Origin of the sequence: Priestia sp. YIM B13551, assembly GCF_042787905.1 — a bacterium.
Taxonomy (GTDB): Bacteria; Bacillota; Bacilli; order Bacillales; family Bacillaceae_H; genus Priestia.
In genome coordinates, this window is sequence record NZ_JBHZOX010000001.1 from 1092153 (window position 1) to 1114410 (window position 22258).

The 22258-nt window shown below is 32.9% G+C and carries 21 protein-coding genes, 1 pseudogene and 1 other annotated feature; of the genes and pseudogenes, 7 read left to right on the top strand and 15 right to left on the bottom strand.

The window, feature by feature from the left end:
• Positions 1-31: 31 nt before the first annotated feature.
• The 4 genes from ACFX4N_RS05560 to mreC form a co-directional block, all read right to left on the bottom strand.
• Entirely contained in the window at positions 32-1450 is a 1419-nt protein-coding gene (locus ACFX4N_RS05560; RefSeq protein ID WP_377260979.1) for a HAMP domain-containing sensor histidine kinase, read from the bottom strand.
• A complete protein-coding gene (locus ACFX4N_RS05565) occupies positions 1447-2127 on the bottom strand; it encodes a response regulator transcription factor (protein ID WP_029324506.1) in 681 nt (226 codons plus the stop codon). The genes ACFX4N_RS05560 and ACFX4N_RS05565 overlap by 4 nt, the downstream gene beginning before the upstream one ends.
• Before the next feature lie 310 nt (positions 2128-2437).
• Positions 2438-3133, bottom strand: coding sequence for a response regulator transcription factor (locus ACFX4N_RS05570; RefSeq protein WP_377260982.1), 696 nt, complete (start codon positions 3131-3133; stop codon positions 2438-2440).
• A 167-nt stretch (positions 3134-3300) separates the two neighbouring features.
• The gene (gene mreC, locus ACFX4N_RS05575; protein ID WP_377260985.1) at positions 3301-4092 is read right to left on the bottom strand and encodes a rod shape-determining protein MreC; all 792 of its coding nucleotides are present in this window, start codon (positions 4090-4092) and stop codon (positions 3301-3303) included.
• A 432-nt stretch (positions 4093-4524) separates the two neighbouring features.
• On the opposite strand from mreC, the gene ACFX4N_RS05580 reads away from it, so the two are divergent.
• Together ACFX4N_RS05580 and ACFX4N_RS05585 are read left to right on the top strand one after the other, a co-directional pair.
• Positions 4525-5289 carry a COG4705 family protein gene (locus ACFX4N_RS05580; RefSeq protein WP_223268917.1) on the top strand — a complete coding sequence of 255 codons (765 nt, stop codon included), beginning with the start codon at positions 4525-4527 and terminating at the stop codon, positions 5287-5289.
• A 113-nt stretch (positions 5290-5402) separates the two neighbouring features.
• Positions 5403-5783: a hypothetical protein gene (locus ACFX4N_RS05585; RefSeq protein WP_211079466.1), complete on the top strand. Its 381-nt coding sequence runs from the start codon at positions 5403-5405 to the stop codon at positions 5781-5783.
• Positions 5784-6232: 449 nt separating this feature from the next.
• Here the strand turns inward: ACFX4N_RS05585 and dhaK are convergent, their stop codons facing one another.
• Both dhaK and ACFX4N_RS05595 read right to left on the bottom strand, forming a co-directional pair.
• Positions 6233-7996, bottom strand: a complete 1764-nt coding sequence (gene dhaK / locus ACFX4N_RS05590) for a dihydroxyacetone kinase subunit DhaK (protein ID WP_328143283.1) — start codon at positions 7994-7996, stop codon at positions 6233-6235.
• 1 nt (position 7997) lies between these two features.
• A complete protein-coding gene (locus tag ACFX4N_RS05595) occupies positions 7998-9131 on the bottom strand; it encodes a glycerol dehydrogenase (RefSeq protein WP_013056510.1) in 1134 nt (377 codons plus the stop codon).
• Positions 9132-9437: 306 nt separating this feature from the next.
• On the opposite strand from ACFX4N_RS05595, the gene ACFX4N_RS05600 reads away from it, so the two are divergent.
• Positions 9438-10481: a PocR ligand-binding domain-containing protein gene (locus tag ACFX4N_RS05600; protein WP_328126356.1), complete on the top strand. Its 1044-nt coding sequence runs from the start codon at positions 9438-9440 to the stop codon at positions 10479-10481.
• A gap of 288 nt (positions 10482-10769) precedes the next feature.
• Here the strand turns inward: ACFX4N_RS05600 and ACFX4N_RS05605 are convergent, their stop codons facing one another.
• Both ACFX4N_RS05605 and ACFX4N_RS05610 read right to left on the bottom strand, forming a co-directional pair.
• The gene (locus ACFX4N_RS05605) at positions 10770-10943 is read right to left on the bottom strand and encodes an aspartyl-phosphate phosphatase Spo0E family protein (protein WP_306471725.1); all 174 of its coding nucleotides are present in this window, start codon (positions 10941-10943) and stop codon (positions 10770-10772) included.
• A 627-nt stretch (positions 10944-11570) separates the two neighbouring features.
• Entirely contained in the window at positions 11571-11696 is a 126-nt protein-coding gene (locus tag ACFX4N_RS05610) for a GrpB family protein (RefSeq protein WP_244659728.1), read from the bottom strand.
• A gap of 734 nt (positions 11697-12430) precedes the next feature.
• Positions 12431-12645, top strand: a binding site (T-box leader).
• A gap of 43 nt (positions 12646-12688) precedes the next feature.
• On the opposite strand from ACFX4N_RS05610, the gene ACFX4N_RS05615 reads away from it, so the two are divergent.
• Complete coding sequence (locus tag ACFX4N_RS05615) at positions 12689-14065, top strand: amino acid permease (RefSeq protein ID WP_098287655.1); 1377 nt, start codon at positions 12689-12691, stop codon at positions 14063-14065.
• 317 nt (positions 14066-14382) lie between these two features.
• Here ACFX4N_RS05615 and ACFX4N_RS05620 read toward each other — a convergent pair whose 3' ends face one another.
• A complete protein-coding gene (locus ACFX4N_RS05620; protein ID WP_029324493.1) occupies positions 14383-14826 on the bottom strand; it encodes a hypothetical protein in 444 nt (147 codons plus the stop codon).
• A gap of 185 nt (positions 14827-15011) precedes the next feature.
• Here ACFX4N_RS05620 and ACFX4N_RS05625 point away from each other — a divergent pair, with 185 nt between their 5' ends.
• A complete protein-coding gene (locus tag ACFX4N_RS05625; RefSeq protein WP_013056505.1) occupies positions 15012-15737 on the top strand; it encodes a ZIP family metal transporter in 726 nt (241 codons plus the stop codon).
• Positions 15738-15880: 143 nt separating this feature from the next.
• Positions 15881-16246 (top strand): darcynin family protein, encoded by a 366-nt coding sequence (locus ACFX4N_RS05630; RefSeq protein ID WP_029324491.1) that lies wholly within the window; start codon positions 15881-15883, stop codon positions 16244-16246.
• A gap of 827 nt (positions 16247-17073) precedes the next feature.
• Here the strand turns inward: ACFX4N_RS05630 and ACFX4N_RS05635 are convergent.
• The 5 genes and pseudogenes from ACFX4N_RS05635 to ACFX4N_RS05655 all read right to left on the bottom strand — a co-directional run.
• A pseudogene (locus ACFX4N_RS05635) lies at positions 17074-17496 on the bottom strand (DUF7832 domain-containing protein); the annotation flags it as partial.
• A gap of 290 nt (positions 17497-17786) precedes the next feature.
• Positions 17787-18134 (bottom strand): hypothetical protein, encoded by a 348-nt coding sequence (locus tag ACFX4N_RS05640; RefSeq protein ID WP_053487164.1) that lies wholly within the window; start codon positions 18132-18134, stop codon positions 17787-17789.
• Between the two features lie 349 nt (positions 18135-18483).
• Entirely contained in the window at positions 18484-18672 is a 189-nt protein-coding gene (locus tag ACFX4N_RS05645; RefSeq protein WP_013056501.1) for a hypothetical protein, read from the bottom strand.
• A 26-nt stretch (positions 18673-18698) separates the two neighbouring features.
• Complete coding sequence (locus tag ACFX4N_RS05650; RefSeq protein ID WP_013056500.1) at positions 18699-18878, bottom strand: hypothetical protein; 180 nt, start codon at positions 18876-18878, stop codon at positions 18699-18701.
• 303 nt (positions 18879-19181) lie between these two features.
• The gene (locus tag ACFX4N_RS05655) at positions 19182-20036 is read right to left on the bottom strand and encodes a hypothetical protein (protein WP_057274765.1); all 855 of its coding nucleotides are present in this window, start codon (positions 20034-20036) and stop codon (positions 19182-19184) included.
• A 637-nt stretch (positions 20037-20673) separates the two neighbouring features.
• On the opposite strand from ACFX4N_RS05655, the gene ACFX4N_RS05660 reads away from it, so the two are divergent.
• Positions 20674-20877, top strand: a complete 204-nt coding sequence (locus tag ACFX4N_RS05660) for a cold-shock protein (protein WP_016763693.1) — start codon at positions 20674-20676, stop codon at positions 20875-20877.
• A 238-nt stretch (positions 20878-21115) separates the two neighbouring features.
• Here ACFX4N_RS05660 and ACFX4N_RS05665 read toward each other — a convergent pair whose 3' ends face one another.
• Positions 21116-21316, bottom strand: coding sequence for a cold-shock protein (locus ACFX4N_RS05665; RefSeq protein ID WP_013056497.1), 201 nt, complete (start codon positions 21314-21316; stop codon positions 21116-21118).
• Between the last annotated feature and the right edge of the window lie 942 nt (positions 21317-22258).

A 22258-nucleotide genomic window follows, 5' to 3' on the forward strand; every position in this document is an offset into this window, starting at 1 on the left:
TAAAAATAAAGAGCTTGTTTTATATGCACATTTATAAAGAGTTATTAAACAGAGGCAACACAATCGTTACATTTGTTCCTTCGCCTTCTTTACTTTCAATGTTAATAGTGCCGTGGTACTGTTCAACCCAGCGTTTGGCTATAGCCACCCCTAAGCCCAACCCTCCCTGTTTTCTGCTCCTTGCCTTATCCACTCGATAAAATCTATTTAAAATATAGGGTATATCTTCTTCTGGAATTCCAATTCCTTTATCCATTACTTTAAGGGATACCTTTTCATTGATTAGAGAACAGTCTATAACTACCTCTTTCTCTTCCTTCTTAGAATACTTGACTGCATTATCTAACAAAATGATCAATATTTGTTCTAGATGTCGAGAAGAAATATTCACATAAAGATTTTCATGTGAATGTTTTATTTTAAACTCATAGTTGCTATACAGTACTTCAAAATTCCTTACAACATGTTGGACAGTCGTCCATACATTGATAGGTTCAACATCTACAGGATTTATCAGACTATTCTCAGCTCGGGATAACTCTAATAATTCTTGCACCAGATTCGTTAAACGCTCTACTTCTTTCAGACTGGATTTCAAGGATTTATCTAGTATTGCAGCATCATTTTTGCCCCAGCGATTTAACAACATCAAATGTCCTTGAATAATGGCTAACGGAGTCCTTAATTCATGTGAAGCATCCTCTACAAACTGTTTTTGCTGTAAAAAGGAGTCTTCGAGGCTATCCATCAACTCATTAAATAAACTACCTAATTGAGCAAATTCATCGTTTTTTTCATTAACTGGAACCCGTTCTTCAAGGCCATTTGTTTTTATTTTTTTCATCGTCAATGTTAACGCTTGAATGTTAGATAGTATTTTCTTTGCTAGAATTGTTCCACCTAAAATACTAAAGATAAGCGATCCTACTCCTGCAGCAATCATTAATAAGAAAATCTTATCCATAAAGGCATCGGACATCTCCATATTTCTAATAATTTCAACCGTTCCAGAGAAGTTGTCGGTGACGATAGGAGAACGAAGAACGAGTAGACGTTCGTCGTTCTTTCGAATCACTTTATACTCTTGATGCTTCACTGTTTTCGGTTGCTGCCAGTTTGGTGAAACATTATTTGAGGTACTAGTTATAACGTTTCCTTTCGTATCAAGAATCCGAATCAGCTGATTCTTCTCATTAATTTTTGATAAGTATCCTTCACTGTTTTCAATTTGGTTTAAAGATAAAGGTTCATCATCAGATTGAATAAAAGCTAGAACTTCTTTTAATTGATGAATAACATTTTGCTTCTCATAATTTAAAATACCGTTATCAATCACAATATATTGAAAGAGGTTATAAGAGAGAAAAAGAAAAAATAAAAACATGGAAGACCATAAAGTTATCTTCCATCTTATAGGTAAATCTTTTATATATGTTATCTCTTTTCTCATTCACGCATCACGTACCCAACCCCTCTAATAGTTTGAATATATAACTCTTTGTCCTCTGCACTTAATTTATTTCTTAAATATCTGACATATACATCTACAACATTCGTTTCAACAACTGAATCGTACCCCCACACTTGTTCTAACAGTATATCTCTCGTCAATACTTTATTAATGTTACGCATAAAAATGGCTAGAAGTTCAAATTCTTTGTTCGTGAGTTCAATAGGCTTTTTTTCTTTTATCATTGTTCTTGATTCCAAATCAAGTTCAATATCTTTAAATGTTAATAGTAGCTTCTGATTCAACATCTTGTTGTTTTCTTGACGTCTAAAAATGACTCGCATCCTTGCAAATAACTCTTCAATTGCAAATGGTTTCGATAAATAATCATCGGCCCCATTATCAAGCCCCATTACCCTATCCATGACACTATCCTTAGCTGTGAGCATAATAACAGGAGTATCCTTAGTTGTTCTTAGTCTTCTACATACTTCAATTCCATTTAATCCAGGCATCATTAAATCAAGTAATATAATATCGTAATTCTGCTTGGTTGCTTTATCTAAACCAGCGCGCCCATCATAAGCTACGTCAACTAAATATCCTTCATATTTTAGTTCTAGTTCTAAAAATTCTACTAATCCTTCTTCATCCTCTATAATTAGTACCTTTTGCATATAAGATACTCTCCTTTGTCTAAAAATAAAAAAACATAGAAACTTTTTCTATCATTAATGAATGCTGATGCTATGTACTCTGATTTTGAAAGATAATAATAAAAAAGATGAACTGAGTTTTTCTATAATTCCTCTTCTTCCTTCAAACCTTTTCTTCAATTTATCAAGTGAAAATTAGATTTCAATAAAAAAGAGATTAAGAATAAATGAAATTATTTCTTAATCTTCTTTAATCAATCATATAAAGCTACTCTCGAGATTCCCCTTAGAACCTTCGATGTCAAACGTCATGGATTCTTACTATTAAAATTTAACTTTCTTTAATGGTGTATCCTATACCTCGAACAGTCTCAATGAGTGAGGTACTAAATCCTTCTTCAACTTTCTTTCTCAAATAACTTATATAAACATCAAGTACATTTGTGTCGCCATCGTATTCATATCCCCATACATTCAGTAAGATACCTTCACGCGTAACCGTTTTATTTTTATGAAGGACTAAATAAACCAATAAATTATACTCCTTAGGTGTTAAGCAGATTTTTTGCCCAGCTCTAGTTACTTCTCTTGATTCGGTATTTATAACTACATCTTTAATTAATAATAATGAGTCATTTTCTGTCTTATCTCTAATAACAAGATGCTTATAACTTAGTAAAGAACGTATCCTAGCTAGCAATTCTTCAGTTTTAAATGGCTTAGTTATATAATCATTTGCTCTATGATCTAATCCCATTACCTTGTCTAGAGTTGAATTACGGGCTGTTAAAAGAATAATAGGCACGTAATTTTCTCTCTTTCTTAATTTACGCAAGACCTCTATACCACTCATTTTCGGCAGCATAATGTCAAGTAGAATTAAATCAAACAAATCTGATAAGGCTGTTTCGAGACCATCTCTTCCATTGTTTTTTATTTTCACTTGGTAACCTTCATGTTCAAGTTCCATTTTTAATATGTTTCCTATTTCTACTTCATCTTCCACAATTAGAATGCTTTCTTTCATCGAACCCCTCTTTTCAAACTCTAGATTTTCACATATCGTTGTTCCCATAACGAAGAGAAGTATATAGCTACCACAAACCAACACCTCATTGAAAGATAGGAAATTTTAAGTGCTGAACATAAAAACATAAGATAAAAGACTGCTATTAAGATGTGATATCAAATTCCCTACCCATTGTTCTTTGCTTTAATAACAATTACTTCACTAATATCATTAAAGTTGGATGAGGGTTTTATAATGGCCAATTGTGTTAGTCCATATTCATCGGGTTTTACTTTAATTACTTTTCCTAAAGCTAATTTCCCTTGAAAAATTGAACTGATAGGAGAGGTTTGAACTTTATCTCCTACATTAACCTCAGCCTCACTAGGAATTTTTCTAATAATTAAATTACCCTTTTTATCATCATAGCCTTCTAATGTTCCATTTACGTTTTTCTTATCCTTTAACATTACCGCCATGCGATTTGTCCTAAGGTTTGAGCTAATTAGTTCTACTATAGAGGTTGACGAGAAAACTTTAGATACCTTCCCAATGACTCCATTTGTACCTAGCACATTCATATCTATTTTTAACCCCTGATTCTTTCCCTTATCAATTGTTATTTCATTGTTCCAATTGTTCGTTGAGCGACCAATTACGGTAGCTGTTACAGGATTATAGGCTTTCACCTTAGCTTCTGTTTTTAGAATTTTTTTAAATGCTTTATTTTCATATTCCAACTTATAAACATTTGCTTCATCCTGATTTTCAGTGGCTAGTTTATTCTTTAAGGTAAGGTTTTCCCGGTAAGTGGAAAATAATTGACTCACTTGTTGAGGTTCACTCCAAGAAACCTTGTCTAGAAAAGGTAAGCTATCTTTGTACAAGCTCCCAACAACAATGAATCCTCCTATAGCAAGAATCCCTCCTATCAAAATATATCTATGTCTTCTCTTCTTTCTTTGAAAACGTATCAAAATGGCACCTTCCTACCAATAGTCATGCTATTTATAATATTATTAGCTGTTTCTTAAAAACTTCTTAAGTATTATCATCTTTGAACTCTTAATAGCTGTTTGACGTTCTCCTTCTTTCAATGAATTGTACTTATTTTCTGGTTTCAGAAGCTGAAGGCATAACGTTATGTTTAAAAAAATTGGCTCATATGATTTAAATTTAATACTGTGTAATGAAATTTAAATGAAATTAAAATGAGAATTCAATGAAAAGTTTTTTATAGAAATCTCATTAAATTCTTATTTACTTTTCATTTTCATTTTATAAAAAGACTGTACAGTTTGAATTGCAATGATAAGGCTTTTAAAGAATTTTTTAGAAAAACTTTAGGTATGTGTGCCGTTTATTTAAGAGAATAAACAGTTAGCACAAGAAGGAGAGAAAAATTAAAAATGCAAGCATCTTCGCCAATGAATAAAATTGCACAAATTACCCTTGTTTTTTGGATTATGAAGATTTCTGCTACGACACTAGGTGAAACCGCAGGTGACTTATTAGCACAAACACTGGGAGTTGGATACGCAGTTAGTACGCTAATCTTTTTTAGCATATTTTTAATTACACTTGTAGCTCAACTGAGCTCTAGGAGATATATTCCGGCCCTTTATTGGACTGTTATTCTGTCAACTAGCGTAGCTGGCACAACAATGTCTGATTTTATGGACCGTACACTGGCATTAGGTTACGCAAAAGGCTCGATGATATTAATCACTATATTGTTGTCGATATTTGCATATTGGTATTTTAGCGAGCGTTCATTAAATATCAATTATATTAGAAATCGCAAGGCTGAAGTACTTTATTGGATTGCCATTCTTTTCTCAAACACATTAGGTACAGCTTTAGGGGATTTTTTGTCTGATACGTCTGGCCTTGGGTACATAGGTGGAGCTATTTTAATCGGCAGCTTACTAGCATTCATCGTTATATGTACCTTCTATACAAAGATTTCTCGTGTATTTTTATTCTGGGTAGCATTTGTTTTAACTCGCCCTTTCGGAGCAACATTTGGAGATCTTTTGACAAAGCCACATGAAAAAGGTGGTTTGGACTTAGGTACGACAGGATCTTCTCTAGTCCTAGCCTCCATTCTTATTGCCTTTATGATTTATACAACATTTAAACAAAATAACGTAAGTTCAGAACAAGCGCTGTAGATTTTCTTTTTTATTTAATACATTATAAAATTCATAAAAAGGAAAAATCTAATGAAGTGACTGATTGCATGAACACCCCCTTTTTCGCACATACTCGTACGGAGGTGGTGTTTATGGTTAATCAGTTAGAAGTTCTTACCCAGCATGTCAATGATAAACAATACTATTACTGGCTTCATCACGATTTATTTAGTGCCCAATGGTGGCTAATTGTGATTTTAAGTGCGCTCTTTCTATTCATTTTTTATCTGCTAGTTGACCGACAACGAATGGTATTTATTCTCTTAGTATTTTTCATTAGCTTTGTATTAGTAGGTATTGTGGATGAACTGGGAAAGTTCTTTGATGTATGGAGCTACCCTCATCAATTCCTAGTGTTTACCCATCGGTTTAATTCCGTTGATTTTGCGGTTATCCCAGTTATACTTACGTTGGTGTACCAATTCTTTAGCAAATGGAAGTTCTATTGGATTGCACTATTATCAAACTTGTAGTCCCACTTATAAGCCCCTACTTTGGATGCTGGCTCATACTTAGCTAAAAACCATTTGTTATTTACATTCATCTCTATATTTTCCTTTATAACCTTTATATTTTGCCATCTAAATAGACTAAATCACAGGTTTATTCTATTTTAATTATATATCAAAATTGAGTTGGGAAACTTGAATATCATATACAAAGTTAGTTAACATAATCACTCTTTCCAGAAAACATGTGAAAAACGATCCCTTGATAATCAAGGGATCGTTCACTTTTTGTTTTTCTTTTTTATCTTTGAAATACCATTGGTTATTGTACATTTTTACCACTTATAGCTTAAACGAGATTGTAAGAGATTGTCCTTAGTGACCCATAAAAAGTTCCCCTCCACGTATAGTGTAACCCTCACTCTCAAAGAGTAGTTTTTTCACACTATATTTAGAGGGGATAATACCAAATTTTACTTATTTTCTCGCATTACTTGGGCTACTTCAGTAAAAATTACGCCTAAGCCATGTGCACCTGCGTCCGGATAACCAAGACTTCTTTCTCCAACCGTACCAGCACGTCCCATACGTGCAACAATCTGTTCGGTTGATTTTGCTCCTTCAACAGCAGCTTCTGCTGCTTTGACAAGAGCATGTTTCAAGCTTTCACCTTCAGCAGCACTTGATGTTAACGTATCTGCATAAGGTACTAAGGCATCGATTAAAGTTTTATCTCCCACAACAGCTCCACGTCCAAAAGAACGTTCTCCTGTTGCTTGAATTCCTTTTACAGACGCTTGGACCATTTCAGCAAATTCTGCTAAAGTGAGTTCGGTTTTAGATTCGGTGTTCTTTCCAGCCGCACGAAACGCTGATCCCCAAATAGGTCCTGATGCTCCACCACAGTGCTCCATGATAACGATAGAACACGCCTCTAAAAAGTTGCCAATATCATTTGATTTATTTTCTAGAATTTCGTGCCATTCAGATTTCAACTGTTTGAATCCTTTAGCAACACTCATTCCAAAGTCCCCATCACCAGCATGGGAATCTAATTCACAGAATGGTATTTCATTTCTAATAATACATTCACTCATTTGGTCAACCATAAAAATAATATTATTCAACGTCAATCGATTTTCCGTTACTACGGAATATTCTTTGTTGGTTTGCACCTCATAGGACACTTTCGGGGCCTCCACGGTACCGATGATTTCATCATAAGTGACAGCTGGTACTTCACCTTTGATTCTTAGCGCAGGAGTATCGCACTCTTCAGATAAGAGACTCTTTAAGTTTTCATCTAATTTCATAATTGAAATAGAAGCACCGGCCATATCAATGGCTGTCATATAGTTTCCGACAAACGTTCTTGCAATCGTTACTTTTCTACGTGACAATTCACGAATGACAGAATGATTTAATAAATATAGTTCTTGAAGAGGTGTGCTTCCAAATCCATTAATTAGGACAGCCACTTCTCCTTTTCCATCTTCTATCCCTATTTCTTTTAATAATGCCGTTACCATGCACTCTGCAAGTTCGTCTGCTGAAATAATTTTTTCACGACGGATACCAGGTTCTCCATGAATGCCAACCCCAAATTCCATCTCATCTTCTGCAATCTCAAACGTAGGAGTTCCTTTAGCAGGAACTGTACAAGAAGTTAGCCCAATACCAATGCTTTTAACATTCGCAATAGCGTTTTCTGCTGCCTCTTTCACTTTTGATAGATCATATCCGCGTTCTGCTGCAGCACCTGCTATTTTATGGACAAGAACAGTACCAGCTACTCCACGTCTTCCAACTGTATATAAACTGTCCTGTACAGCAATATCATCATCTACTTTTACATAATCCACTTGAATTCCATCTTCTTCTGCCAGATAAGCAGCATTCTTGAAATTCATCATGTCACCACTGTAGTTCTTAATAACTAGTAAAGTTCCCTTATCGCTTGCTGTTTCTTTAATGGCTTGATAAATCTGTATTTGAGAAGGTGAGGCAAATACATCACCACAAACTGCTGCATCTAACATGCCCTTCCCAACATATCCAGCGTGAGCAGGTTCATGTCCACTACCGCCCCCACTAATTATACTTACTTTGTTTTTATTAATTTGCTCTTTTTTAATGACTTTATATTTTTCAATTAAATTCAGTTCAGTATGTGCTAGAACCATTCCTTTACACATTTCAAGTACGACATCTTCTGGTTTATTAATAATTTTTTTCATCTTATATTAACCTCTTCTTATAATCATTTCCAATTTGATCTGCTGCGATGATAGCTGCAGCTACTGACTCTGGAGTAATAGGGAATGGCATAGAATAAATAGATTCCTCTGGAATACAAGCTTTATTAGCTACTTCCATTAACTCTTCTTGTGTGATTTGTTCTACTCCAATATCAGCAAGACAAACTGGAAGTCCTACTGCTAAACAGAAATCTAACACTTCTTCTATTTCCTCAGTTGGGGCATTTTCCAATACCAATTGTGCTAATGTACCAAAAGCTACTTTTTCACCGTGGAAGTAGTGGTGCGCACTTTCTAAAAGAGTAAGTCCATCATGAATTGCATGTGCGCCAGCTAATCCACCACTTTCAAACCCTAATCCTGATAATAAGATATTGGCTTCAATAATGTTTTCTAAGGCTGGAGTAACAACATTATGATCGCTTGCAGCTTTTGCTTTAACCCCGTCCTCTAATAGAGTGTTGTAGCAATGTTTTGCTAAAACTAACGCTGCATTTGTACCTTTTGCTGGTGCACATAAGTCCTCACGCACTCCACAAGGTAATCCAGCATTTACATTAGAGAAAGAACGTGCTGTTGCTCTTGCTTCGAAATAAGTGGATAATGCATCTCCCATACCAGATACTAAGAATCTAGTAGGTGCATTAGCAATCACTGTTGTATCAATCAATACAACACTTGGGCTTTGCTTAAAGTATGCGTAATCATCGAAAGCACCCTCTGGTGTATATATAACTGCGGAATGACTTGTAGGTGCATCTGTAGCAGCGATTGTTGGGACGATAATTAATCCCTCTCCCTCTGCCACACATTTTGCTGTATCAATTGCCTTACCGCCACCTAAACCAATTGTACAATCACAGTTGTTTTCTTTTGCTATTTCCTGCAATCTAGAAATTTCTGGTCTTGAACATTCGCCATTGAATCCGCCTTCAAAAAATGTAATACCATATTTTTCTGCTGTTGCATCTAATTTGTCTTGTACACGTTTAATATCTTCAGGATGTGCTATTAAAAGTGCAGAAGTACCAAATGTTTTCACGAAATAACCTAGGTTTAAAATTTCATTTTCACCTTGAATGTATTTTGAAGGACTAATAAATGCTTTCCTCATAAGTAAAACCTCCTAATTGACTTTGTAATCCCTTACAATTGGAATTTTACTATCTTTTGTCCAAGATTACATTAGTCTTAAATGACGAGTTTTTACAACCTTTTATCGTATTTTTTTGCTCTCTTCATTTAATATGGTATTATTATGACATTATTTCAGGTAAAAATATTACCAAGTTCATGTTGAGCAGAGATGACCTTTATCTCTAAGAACTCTTTTATTTCATGAACTAAAGAATAAAGAAAAAGTATTCTCAAATAGTTGATTTAAACTACCACAGGGTAAGTAAGGGAGATAAAAACATCATTGAAAACTACTTACATGAATTTAGATAAAATACTAGATTTAAAAAAGTGGCGAAATCTTCAAGATTCGCTTGCTCTTGTTACAAAATTAGCGATTGTCACGGTTAACTATAAAGGAGTGCCCATTTCTCAACACAGTAGCGTACGTCCATTTTGTGAGACTATGCGTAAAAATCCTAATACAGCAAAACTTTGTGAAAAGTGCGATGCGCGGGGAGGACTAGAGGCAGTCAGAACCAATGCTCCTTATATCTATTTATGCCACTGGAATATTGTCGATATTGCCATTCCCATTATAATTGATGATAAATATGTAGGTGCCATCATGGCGGGAGAAGTGAAAATTAAGGATGGTGACAAACATCCTCCCTTGGAACAAATGCTTACTGTTCCATCAAAGGGATTTGAACAGAATTTAAATAATAATGAGGAAATACAGCGTCTATATGATTCTATTCCTACTCTATCCTATACAGAAATTAACGACGCTGCTCAAATGTTATATAGGCTTTGTAACTACATTGTAGAGGAAGCTATGAATAAAAACTTAATTTTAGAAGTATATGAAAAGATGGCTCCAGTAAAAGAGAACCTTTCTACTGAAGACATTTCTTACGGTTATTCTCTAGATAATATTCAAAATATAAAAAAGGAATTAGCCAACACAGTTACTAATGCTTACGTAAAAACGTCTATTAACGATCACTTAGTTTGTAAAAACAAAGTATTACAGCCAGCCTTTGACTACATTTATAAACATAAAAGAGAAAAAATATCTCAACAAAAGATGGCTGATTTATGTCACATTAGTACAGGTTATTTCAGCCGTATATTTACCAAAGAAACGGGTATGAATTTTTCTGTTTTTATTTCTCTCAAAAAAATAGAGTGGTCCAAACAATTATTAGAAAAAACGGATTTGTCTATTGCACAGATTAGCGATGAATTAGGTTTTAACGACCCCGGGTATTACATCAAGACATTTAAAAAATATGAAAATATAACTCCTAACGTCTATCGGAAATATTATCAAGAAAAGCTGTAGAATTTTCAGTCCTGATGTAAGAAATATATATAACTTTTCCATACTGATACTATTACTCTAAAAAGGGATACTCTCAGTATGTAAAAGCAAAATCTCTTTAAGTGGAAACACGATTGATTTTTATCTGAGTAAAATAAGAAATAAACAAGCAGCATATTAAATAAACAAATTTTTTATTTACTCCATCCACTTCATTGGGAGCATATCACACATGAATGAACCCATACAAAAAGACACCTTGATTGCCAATATCGAGGTGTCTTATACTTTTTTCATAAAAAATAAGAACTAATCAGCCGTAGAGGCCTCTTTTAATTGGTTTAGCAATTGATCAATGGATTGGCTAATTACAATGGTATTTTCACTGGTGAATCCTTCTTCTAAACCAACTTGAATCATAAGTTCTCTTCCTGCCTCTATATCTACAAGTAAAGCTTTTATTAAAAATTGTTCTTTATATATACTTGCACTTACCTAATCACCTATTGCTCTAATTTGCTACTTTTTTATTTAACACTAACTATATTTTGGCTTTCCAACAATGTTTTTTCCTGTAAAATCCAATTAAAAGCTCGGAATCCCCTTTTTAGGATTTGAATAGCTCATTTTTTATATCGAATGCGTGTTATAATACATTTTGTAGATGCAAATAAAATTTCCATTCCTAATTTCATAGTTAAGAAAAGTCCTCAATTTATGAGGACTTTTTTATAATTAACATAGAGATATTCAATTTTTAAATTAGAAATTAAATATTTACCCTACCACCAGAATGACAAAAAGGACAAACATGATGACTTGTTTGTCCTTTTTACATAGATGATATGTAAGATTTAATTTGCTATCAATCACTTATTTGTTTTAAACGTACTAAAGTTAAACAGTATAACAGCAATAATAAGCTCTATGATAGCGCCTATTTTTCTTTTAAATCAGAGGTAGGCATGAAGAAAGAGACATTTTACAATAAGGTAAAAGTATACGGGGCAAGGAAGTAAAGTCTTCTTCGTTTCCTAATCTTATTAGATGTCCTAACAAAATAAGTGACTCAACAGTTTGTTAATAATCAAGCTTATAGCTTTAATAAAATCACATTAATAAAATCACAGTTTTTTTAAAAATACGTTGATTTAAAAAAACACCCTGAATTAGGTATTCTTCATTTAGATATTCATACTTCCAATTTGGATCATGTTCAACTACTGTAATGTTCATTTTTTTCCCCCTTAATCATTTATTACATGGACAATATAATAAATGATTAAATTAATTCAAAAATCTTAGTATCTCCTAAATTATAATATGTGCCTTCCTATAAAGTACCCTTATTCTCCAATGCCATTAACGATGAGGGTGCTTTTTTCTATTTGAAAAATTCATGAGTGCTTGCCAACTGTATGATACAAGTATGGTTTGATAAAAATACATAGCGAACAGGTGTAATTAACATGACAGAAAGGAAGAGGGGTCTTCTGGCTGCAACTCCAATCAAAATATCAAATAAAAAAGAGCTTATTTCTTTTGCAAGTTTACATAAGATAAATTATAAGAAGTAACAAACCTTTAAAATTCCTATTATTAAAGGTTTTTGTATAGTTGTAATTCAAATGTTGTAAAAGAAAAGTTCCTAAAAGGATAATAACTCTTGCCTTGTTATATTCTTTAGGATAAAATACAATACTGAGATATATTCTCACCATTTTTATTCTGATTTGAAAACCTACTGTACTCTTGTTTGCACAGTAGGTTTTCTATTATAGAAAAGCGTACAATTCAATCACAGTACAAATGATTGGAAAAGGAATGATTAACTACTAAATAGTGATAATTGTTATCTTTATGTAAAATCTAATAACTCTTCTTATAGCTGTAAGTAGATAAAAAACATATTGACATTTAATTTCAAACTAACTAATATGATATACATTACATACACTTTAATTTAATAAACAAAAGCTAAGATAGGATCTTAAGTAATCCTAATCTCCCTGTTATAGAGAGCTGATAATTGGTGGAAGTCAGTACAAAGGTTAGAGATGAAATTCACTCCTAGAGCTTCCTCTTCTAATGGTGTTTTAGAGAGGACGGATAAAACCGTTATGCTAATTAAGAGGTAAGATGTTTTTACAATATAGGGTGGTACCGCGAAATTTTCGTCCCTGCTGAATAATTCAGCAGGGACTTTTTTATGTTAAAAGGAGGGCATCATGAAAGAAAATACTGCATCAAAGAATACGTTAAAAAAGCAATTATTACCGCGACACATTCGAATGATTGCTATTGGAGGAATGATTGGGACAGGGATTTTCAAAGGGAGTGCTGATACAATTGGATTAGCAGGACCTTCGGTTATCTTTTCGTATCTATTTGCTGGACTATTGCTTCTTATTGTAATGGGAGCTTTGGCTGAAATGGCTATTGTATACCCATCCCACAATATGAAAGATCTAATTCAAAAAGCTTTTGGAAGACGTTTTTCTTTTGTAACGGGAGCTACTTATTGCTTTATGTGGCTTACTGTATGCGTTATTGAAGTCATCGCTGCAGGTAGTTTTCTGCAATATTGGTTTTCTTCTATCCCCTTATGGATTCTTTGTCTTATTTGTTCAATTGTACTTATTTTAATTAATGCTACAAGCGTAAAGTCTTTTGGAGAAATTGAGTTTTGGTTTGCTGGTATTAAAATCTTTATTATTATTGCTTTTATTTTATTAGGTATAGCGATACTATTTGGAATTATGCCAAGCAATAATTCATCTTCTCATTATCTTCATAATTATAGTGATTTTATGCCAAATGGCTGGAAAGCCGTTTTCTCTACATTACTTGTAGTCATTTTCTCGTATGGAGGATCAGAACTCATTGGTTTAACTATTACAGAAACGAAAGATGCTGAAAAGGTATTGCCAGGGGTAGTTAAAGGCGTTATGTGGAGAGTAGTTCTGTTTTATACTTTGCCTATTTTTATTATCTGTGGCTTGATACCATGGGATAAAATTGATGCAAATGCTAGCCCTTTTGTCCAAGTATTTGAAACAGCCGGGCTTCAAGGGGCTTCTCATGTTATGAACTTTATTTTATTAACAGCTGTCCTTTCAGCAGCCAATTCAGGTATTTATGGCTGTACAAGGATGCTTCATTCTTTATCTCAGTCGGGAGATGCTCCTAAAAGTTTGTCCTATGTAAATAAACAAGGCGTACCTGTTTACAGTTTAGCTTTCAGTGTCCTATTTTTATTATTGGGAACGTACCTCGTATACTTATATCCTGAAAAAGCTTTTTCTTATTTATTAGCTATTCCTGGATTTACAGTTTCTCTTATATGGATTAGTATTTGCTTAGCTCAGCTAAAGCTACGTCCTCAATATAAAGAAAAACCATATTTTAAACTTTGGGGCTTCCCTTATTTAACGCTTTTTGCCGCATGTACATTAATTATTAGCTTCATAGTCTTTCTCATAGACAGTGCGAATAGGTTAAGCTCTATAGTTTGTGTAGCATTCGTTCTTGTAATGGTAATTCTTTCATTTTTCAAAAGGAACACCAAACCTACTTCTCTTGAAGTACCGAATGATACCAATTAGATTTTACATTCTTCAAAAACTTAAATCAAAAAAAGATACTTTATAAAGTATCTTTTTTTGATTTATAGAATCACTCGCTTCATCTGAGAGCATTTTTAGTGATTTAACTCACGATTTGTTTTTGGGATTTTTGCTCTTCATTCCAAGCCTCTAAGGTTTCAAGGCCTGTTAAGTGCAAGATACTCTTTGCATCTCCTTATAGTTGTTTTCGCTGTGAGTGTAGTTTATTCCTTTAGCGTAATATGCCATATTCGTTTTGAACAATTCTTTCATTTTCTGCATAGCTTGTAGATTAAAATAAGCAACATCGATTTCCATTAAGTACCCAAAATGGTGATGTACGATTGTGTTTGACATACCTTTGTTATCCACACTGTAAATTCGTTAATCATGTTAATTAACTCACTAATGTACTTGTTTTTGTGATGATCAAACTGTTTGTACGTTTCCTCTACTTTGCTAAAATCAATCCATTTCTTTAGTTTAATCATAGGCGGATTAGTGCTCAAAAAATACGCAAGTTCTTGCAGCTGATTACTGATCCTCAGCCATGTTTCTGCTTTGATTTCTGTCACTTGGGTAGGTTGATACTGTGGCACATACTTGCAAATCGTGGTGTAGAAATAAGCAAAAGCTTCATCAGCAAAATAGACCGATTCTTTATTCCAATACTTTGCATTGTACTCACCTGGTTTCACTTCTATATAATAAGCATTTTCGACCTTGTCCACATTGGTTATCATTTCAAAAGGAGATTCCATAGTAACACCTCTTTTTTAGATAACGTTAGTATGTCCTTTTTTATTAGTGATTTACCTAAAAATTACTCCTAAGTTAATATCATGTACTTTTATTTTTTTAACCATTTATAAAACATAGGTATGATTGCCTTTCCTTTGAATAGGTTAGTTGTAAAAAACCATATAGCCGAAAGGAAGTAGCAATTATGCATATAGAAATGAATATCTTATTTACTTTAGGTTCTTTACTGGGTTTATTAGTAGGAGGAGGAATTCTCAAATTAGTAAACCATCTGGCAAGGGGAAGAATCCAATTTATGTATGCTATATGCGGTGGAATCTTATTGGGCTTATTGTTCTTTGATATCCTTCCGTCTACTTGGCATCTATATGATTTAAGAGGCGTTTTATTAGGAATTGTAGTCGGATATATCATCATGCTATGCATTGATCTCTTTTTGCATAAACAAAACAGCGAAATTTCACCCTTACAGGCACTTATCTTATTAACGGTTGCTATCTTTTTTCATAATGTCATCACAGGTATTACCTTTGGAATAACAGATATGCACCAATCAGCTTCTGTATTCGCAGCTACCCTTTTACATCAGGTCCCAGAGGGGATGGCAATTATGACAGTCCTCTCTATAGCAAAAATACCGAACACCTTCTTTTTACTAATTATAGCCCTTCTATCGCTGTCCTTAGGAGGCAGTTTATTTATTGGTGAAAGTGTACAAGTTTCCTCACTTAAACTACAAGCTTTATCGACTGGTGCAGCAATCGGTACACTGTCTTTTGTTATCTTTCATGAAATAATTGGAAATACCATCAAGCACTTCAGGAAATTGCATGTATGGCTACTAATTTCGCTAGGATTCGTAATTATTTATGTTTATCAATATTCCCTTTCATTATTTCATGGCCATTAGAATGATTAAGTTTAAGTGTCAAAAAGACAACTGCAAATGTATGCAGCTATACCTCATTCTGATCATTTATAAAATTAGAACATTCATGATTATGGTAACTAGAAATGAGTGTTATATATAATGAAACCACAGGAGACAATACAATGACAAAAAACACCTTAAATCATGGCATTATAATTTTATTAGAATTTTATCCAACTTGGTTAGCATTACCTCGTGAAAAAAGAAGAGAGCTTGCAGAGGATTTATATTCAATAATCGAAAAATACAGCGAGAACGTTAAAGTGAAGTTCTTTGACGCTGATGCCTTTGGAGACGGTACTTATACGGATTTCATCTTTTGTGGAACATCAGATTTAAAAATGTATCATTTTATGTGGGAAGAAATTCGTGATACATATGCCTATTCAAATGGTTACTTTAAAATGAAAAAAGTGATGATGGGCGTACAGAATGCCTATCAAAAATTCGAGGAAGAAGTCTTAGAAATGGGTTCTGAACACAAATAAAATCTTAGTGTAGCAAAAGATGAAGACGAAATAGATCTTACATTTAAAAAAGGCTGCACAATATTTTGGGGTTATTACGATAGCACACCTATCATTTCTACCTCTCACAACAATCTATTGTCATTCAATTATTAACTCATCCTCAACAAACATCAATGGGGTTGAATTTAAATATAAAAAGTAAATTATAGATTGTATCCTTTAGACCTTTTAGTTAACTAACATGTATATAATGCTATTTATGACTATGAAAAAGAAGCCACGCTATCTTAGTGGCTTCTTCCCACATGTACAATGTAGTTACTATTTTAGTTAGACCATTTTTCTTCACTATCAATCCATTTGTTCTCATTTAAATCAAACGATTCTATGTCATCATGAAAATTAAGATAAACAGGCAGCTTAATTTCACTGTCGCTGGCTTTATTCCAGCAAGAAATAAACCAGTTTGTAATTAATTCTTTCTCAGCAGCAAATATTTCTTCTTCATTTGCTTCATAGAATTCCCAAAGCTCACCCGAATGCTCGTCGGCTAGCTCATAGTATTCAAACTCTTCAAGTAATTCATAACTTCCTGAAAAAATGGCACGATTGTTCCTTTCATAGAAAACTTCGTTCGCTTCATTGTCCATAGAAAACATCATAATAGACAAATCAAATGGTTGGATAAAGATTTCAAAGTCCAGTAAATCAATGCCTTTATAATAATGAAAAGTATGTACTTTTTCGATATTGTTAATTAACTTATCTTCATTTTGCTCAAGTATTCTCTTTAATGAACCAATATATGAATCAACCGTAAATAACTCATTACTTTTATTTTCTTCTTTTGTATGCTTCCAAGTATTAAAACGCTTATTAATCTTTGTTTTAATAGCCTCATAATTGTTCCACGTATCTTCTACCTCATAAAGTGATTCTACATGAGGAAATATATCTTCATAATCATCTAAATAAATTCCTTTATCGAAATCAAAATAATCTTTTGTAAAAGCCTTTCCTTCTGCATTCAGCATATCGCTTGCAAAGATGCCATCCCATTCCGTGTAAACTTCAGTTCCGGTCATATTTTTTTGTTTGAATTTTAGGATCTCCTGTGCAGCTTCTTCTTCAAATTCTTTGCTGTATAAGTTTTCTTCAATGATCCATCCAAGATACATTCCAGTATGAACGAACGCCTGCTTTTCACTCAAGTTATTTGGGAAATCTCCTTCGTAATGCCATTTAGCTTTATCATAAACGGTTGTCATAGACCCTGTCTCTTCTTTCTCTGCATCTTCTGTCAATACATTTTTTTCCTGTTCACGACTACTTTTTTTATTTAACGAGTCTTCACAACCTTGTAGTAATAAAATAATAGATACAAAAAACGGAATACACTTTAATTTATACAAAATTCCCTCCATACATTAAATCAAAAGTAAACGATATACTGCATTATATACTGTAGAGGCTAAACAATATATATTTTAACTGATAAAAATAGGATTATAGTAAAAAAACGTGGTTGAGGTAAGGATGATTACCAGTAACAATTGTGTTAAAATTTAATATCTATCCACTGTCCTGCTACCACTTTCTCGTATGTTCCCCACTGAGGAGAACTAGTGTCTATCCCCTTAACTCTTACTGGTTCAATAAGGTCTTCCTGACAATTCTTCATAGGGTTTGATACATACACCCAGGATACCTCATTATTTGTTTCTTTTAAGAATGTCCGAATAAAAAAGTCCTCTGCTTCTTGCAGTGTTTCGAAACTATAATCTCCGATCGAAGGTTTATCATCTAGCGTATCGTAAAGAAACATAGTTACTTCATCTCTAAATTGAACTATCATAACTTTCTTAACATTGTTTATAGGTATATCTAAAGCTATATATTTTCTCATTGAATCTCCTAGTTTAAATAAACTTTCACCTAACATAATAAATATTGTGAGGTGCATTAGCTATTTATAAATAGGCTACAGAATTCTTGTTTTGAACGTAGCCGTAAATCTTAATAACATTACCGTTTGCTTGTCCTGTAAGCTTTTATAGTGCCAATTAATATGGTCAAGTTCTAACTCTATTTCAATTAATTGTTCTATAACTTTCTCTTTATCTAGTGAAGAGCTAAGAAGAGCTTTAATTAACCGCTCAATTTTATTACTACTCTCAGATATGTCATTTAAATCTAAATCAGTCTATTTATTAAAATAAAAAGCACCTCAATTAATAGATGCCTAGTTTTTATTATTATTTTTCTTCTGTAATCATAAACTGTACCACGTTATTTAAATTGATGTGCACTAACTCTTTTTCATTCGAAATGAATCTTTCATATTTTGTTATATGACTAATGACTTCTTTCTTTGATGTGGCTTCGAATTTTAATTCCTTTGTCCTGCCATTTATAAATTCGAAAATAACTTTAAATTTAAGCATAGGTGTATCTCCTCATTATCTACTTATTATTTTTGTTTCATTAATTCTTCTTCAAAGAAAAAAACACTTGAATATTTAGTAACCGTATAAGAGTATCTTTTTATGTTTTTTACATAATGACTTTTTAAGATTGTTACTAATTCATTCGATACTCTTATAGTTACTGTTTTTCCATTACTAAATATTTTCACGCTTATATCCTTCATCTTCTCTCCTATTAAAAATAATAAGATTATCGTATTATTCTTATAATAGAGCTGAGAAAAGCTTACATCAACCCGTATAGATTTTCCTCATTCTGGTATATGGGCTCAAAAAGTATATAGTTATAAAATAGTAAAGGATTATTTTCTATAGATTTTTTTATGACCTACTGTCGCTTTTCTACCTCTCCTACGTTCTGCTCTTGCCTTTTTATTAGCGAACAGAGCCAAGGAATGCTCGCTATTAATGATGGGTGGGAAAAATGTGTCAGTCCCTAGTCATTCCTACTATCTTTGGGCTAACATTTACATACGCATTAATGCACCATTAGGCTTTGGTAACTCCTCAGCTGTTATCAGATTCATTTTACAAAAATGTTCAAAAAATTGTTGTGCCAGCTCTCTTTCCTTTGGGTCACTTTTTAACTCAGCTATATCAAGCAAAATTTGAGCCATCCATAAATTATCAAAATAACGGTATTTACCTGTATTCCATGTCATTTTTTGAGATGACCTTTCATTTACATAATATTTCCAGAAAGGCATCTGATCCGATTCCTGTTCTGTAAGTTGGAGTCTGTATTTTGAATGAGCAGGAATATATCCATCTTCACAAAGCTTACCGATAAAATCTTCATTCACCATATAGACGCCTAAGATACGTCTGTCTTTTTCAGGCATACTGGAATCTATTGCTGTTAACAAGACAGCACTATTTTGGTGCAAACGGATGGGTTTGGTTGGCTTCCCCTTGTTATTACCGCTTTTTATTACGCCTGAAAAAACCTTCCACTCTAAAAGAGAACTATTCTGTTCTTCTGTGTTACACCAAAAAACCATTTGTGATTCAGAATGAAGTTTATGATTTTTCATAAGTTTTTCAAGTCCCCAGCGAAGTTCTTGGTTTTTTCGTTGTAGTTTTTTTTCCTCTTCCTTCTTCCGTTCTTCCTCGTTGTGTTCCATTTCCTTTTTTTCTATAATTTTTTCGAGTGAATGAGCAACACTTTTATCATGCAGTTTTAGATGCTTTCCAAATACATCGGGGAAAACAAACTTTTTATTTTCCGATGCGAAATGTATTTCAATACTAGAATCATTATATTTAACTATACTACCTATCCCAAAAAGCTTGTGTGTAACTTTCTTATTGATTAGATTCATTATTTTAGACCTCCTTGTAGAATAAAAACTCGGTTACTATTAGATAGTAAATTAATAATTTTATTCAACTAACTTACCTTTAAAGCTCACACAACTGTTTGAGTGTTTTTAGTTTAAAAAAGTATTGAAAAAATGTATCCATAATTCTATCTGAAAAAAACACAGCGGAATTTGGAATACGATCGAAAAAACAATTGTAAAACTATTATAACATTTTTTGAAAATATTACAAATTTTTCATTGACAATATATTTTAATCTGAGGTAAAATGGAGTTTTGTTATTTATAATAACTCGAAATAAAAGTCTCCAACAAGTCACGAAACTTCTGGAAAGTCCCTATAAATAACAACTTGATTACCGGTGATAAGCGAAATGATTCCACCATTAAACTAATCTTTAAACTAACCCTCATTACGTTGGAGGCTTAGTTTAGGGATGTACTACTACAGTAAGTGTTACAAGTAAAAAGCAAAAGAAGAAGATATGAATATTATTACCAAGTGTTTAGAAATTCTCATATCACAAATTCCGCGCATTATTCAATGAAAATAAAGTGGTAAAAAAACACCAATTCATATAAATGATTATTACTCCTTTATAAGCTATAATATAAAATGAGGAGTAGTGATGTTAGTATGTATTATTACGGCAAAAGAAATCAAGAACCTTTAGCTCAAGAACAAACAGAGGTTTGGGAATGTACGGTAGAAGATTGTAAGGGCTGGATGAGAAAAGATTTCTCTTACGACAACCACCAAAAATGCCCTTTGTGTGGAAATCACATGGAAGCTGGAGAACGGCTTATTAATAAAATTCCCCTTAATCCCCATCGAAGATAATTTGTACCAAATTATTTAATTTAATTGAAAATATAGTTAATTCATTTGCATTTGCTTTCTATTTCTATTGTATGTTATAACTAGTTATACCTTGTATCGATCGTCTTGTCTAAAACCCAGGCTTTTTTTAAAGCCTGGGTTTTCTATTGAACTAATAGTAGATAAATCATGGTTTTCTAATTATAAGACCACAAAAAAAGACTCCTTCATAAGGAGTCCTTTTTGTTATCACTTTTAATTATGCTTTGTGAACGTTAGCAGCTTGTGCTCCACGTTGACCTTGCTCGATATCAAAAGTAACTTTTTGACCTTCTTCTAATGATTTGAAACCTTCACCTTGAATAGCACTGAAATGAACGAATACATCGTCTCCGCCTTCGATTTCAATGAAACCGAAACCTTTGTCTGCATTAAACCATTTTACTGTACCTTGTGTCATAATGTTGCCTCCTGCTGTGGAATACTCCACAAATGTATTACCTCTCTTGCCCAATCATACTATTTCAAGATAAAAACTTCTGTTTAAGGTTTTTTCTTCTCTCAATCTTATACCGAACAAAAATAAGTTAAGTATAATGTAACACATAGAGATATTCATAGCAAATAATTGCTTTTTTCCATTCCTTCACAAAAAACAGTATTATGAGAAACGCTCAGAATTGCAACGAGTGGACAATGACCCGCGAAATAAAGAATATCTTCTTCTGGTAGCTTATCAGCACAACATTTCAACACTTATGCACCAGCATCCCCTTAACTATGTATAGTTAATTTATGGTTAAGGTTGTCCAATATAGATAGTCTCAAAAAGTACACTTTTTGGGATTGTGAAAAAATGACTTAAAAAACAGCTATCCCATCCGAAAAAGTATACTTTTTCGGACTCCTAATTCTATACTTTATTCAAACACTAAAGGAATAAAGTTAAAAAATTTATTGGAATTAATAAAATTGCTTTAACGAAACTCAAATAAAAGGTTAATTAATACTTTTTTATGAATTAATTTACTTTTAATTTATTTTTAACCATATTTTAATGATTCAATATAATCATTGGATTATAATGGAATTACCAAAGTGATTATCCTTCTTTCAACTTGCTTTCTATCTAAAGCAAGTCTTTTTATTTATCGGAATGAAAATGACTAGAATGATATAGGTTGCACCGTATCCACATATTTCATTAGTAATCAAATTAAAATATATTTCAAATATACAGAGAAACGCTCTCTGAGGGAATGAACTTTGGTTTTACATATAATAAATGGTTCGACATAAATTTGAGCAATTTAGAAGCTCTTATTTTCTTCTTATTATTGATTTTGAAACACTTGCTTTTTGAAATTAGTTAACCTAATGTCACTCTCAAGAACTACAAACG